Annotated in this window: 1 protein-coding gene; it reads right to left on the bottom strand. The window is 53.1% G+C overall.

Going from position 1 to position 1,984, the window contains the following annotated elements:
• Positions 1-1,709, bottom strand: a 1,709-nt coding sequence (locus ME3_RS06515) for an autotransporter outer membrane beta-barrel domain-containing protein (protein WP_210160364.1), incomplete at its 3' end; no start/stop codon positions are given.
• Positions 1,710-1,984: the final 275 nt, after the last annotated feature.

The raw sequence follows: 1,984 nt of genomic DNA, 5'->3' as shown, positions 1-1,984 counted from the left end.
TAGACCCCCGTTATGACCTTTGAAATCTCCCCTCCACTGATTGTCACCTTTTTCCCCGTCGCATACACCCCGTATCCCTTTCCCCCTCCCACAATTTTCGTCCCCGTCAAACTCGCACTCGTCACATCTATCCCCACATACACCCCATACTTACCCCCACTTGCTAATTCAATCGTCCCCCTCTCCACCGTCAACGTCCCCGACCCCATCATCACTACCCCCTCCTCAACCCCTGAAACCTTCACCCCCTCCAACGTCACATTTCCCCCCATCGCATAGACCCCCGTACTCTTCTCATTTCCCCCTCCCCTAATCACCGTCCCCTTTAACTCAGCCGTCACCCCACTCCCCACATACACCCCATACTCACCCTTAAAATCAATCGACGAACTCCCACTAATCGTCAGGCTCTTACCCTTCCTCGCATAGACCCCCTTCTCAACCCCTGAAACCTTCACCCCCTCCAACGTCACATTTCCCCCCATCGCATACACCCCGTATCCACTTCCCCCTCCCACAATCTTCGTCCCCGTCAACTCAGCACTTGTCACATCTATCCCCACATACACCCCATACTTACCCCCCCTTGCTAAACTAATCGTCGACTCCCCCATCATCTTCAACGTCCCCTTCTTCACCTTCGCCCCCGTTTTGAACTTTTCAACCGTCACCCCACTCAACGTCACCGTCCCATTCCCCGACATCTCCACCCCCGTTCCAGTTCCCCCACTTCCCTTAATCTCTCCCCCCACCACATTAGCCCTCCCCGTCCCCGTCACCTTAAGCCCCACCCCATTACTCTCCGTAACCTCAATCGTAGCCTCCCCATTCACCTTCAATATCCCCTTCTCAGACACCTCCACACCAACCCTCTTTCCCTGAATCACCCCCCCCGTCACCGTATTCCTCATCCCCGACCCCGTCACCTTAAGCCCCGTCTCAAACCCCTCAACCTTCACCCCTCCACTCAACGTCACTGTCCCCGAAGTATTCATCTCCACCCCCGTTCCAGTTCCCCCCTTTCCCTTAATCTCTCCCCCCACCATAGTAGCATTCCCATTCCCCGTCACCTTCATCCCCGTTTGCACATTTGTCATCGTCACCGTATTCACCGTCAACGTCCCACTTGTCACCTCAGCCCCCGTTGCCGTCCCACTTCCCTTAATCGTCATATTCATCACACTAGCACCCCCCGTCCCCTCCATCTTAATCCCTATCCCCCCACTTGCTAAATTAATCGTCGCCCCTACCCCCATCACACTAGCAGCCGTCCCCGTTCCCGTAAACTTTATCCCCGTCTTGACATTCCTAAAATTCGTACCCACCAACGTCACAGTCCCCCCACCCTGCCCCACCTCTATCCCCGTATTATCTCCCCCTCCATTAACCTTCACTCCATGATTCAACACCACCATCCCCCCATTCTTCACCTCAATCACAGCACCACCCCCCGCCCTAACCTCAATCGATCCTTTAACCACCGTAACAGAAGACCCACCCCCACTCACCTCTATCCCCTTATACACCCCTGTAGCAGTGACATCATTCACCCTCAGCACCCCTCTATCATACACCTGAATCGCCGGATTATTACTCTGACCATTATCCGTAATCTTCAGCGCACCACTTATCGTAATATCTGCCTTATACACCTTCACAGCAGGATGACCACTATTCCTCGTCGTCCCCCTCTTCCACGTCCTACTCATATCTATAGTTCTTATACCACTCAGCTGCCCACTCCTATCACCCGTCCCATTACCACTCCCATCACATTCGATCCGCCCATTAGTATTATCCCTCGTACTCCCATCACCACTAGAATTAGCAACCCCCGTACAATTCAGTCCAGCATAAACCTTGTTTTGATCTGTAAGAAGAGCAAGACCAGCCAGAACAGCTGTCGAGAGAACACACAAACAAACATGATGTCTTAACACACGACGCATAACCATAACCCATACACTCTCTTTAAATAACCCTG

It is taken from the genome of Bartonella melophagi K-2C, from assembly GCF_000278255.1.
GTDB classification, from domain to species: domain Bacteria; phylum Pseudomonadota; class Alphaproteobacteria; order Rhizobiales; family Rhizobiaceae; genus Bartonella; species Bartonella melophagi.
The sequence above is the reverse complement of the archived record's forward strand: the minus strand, read 5'-3'. Positions and strand labels throughout refer to the sequence as shown.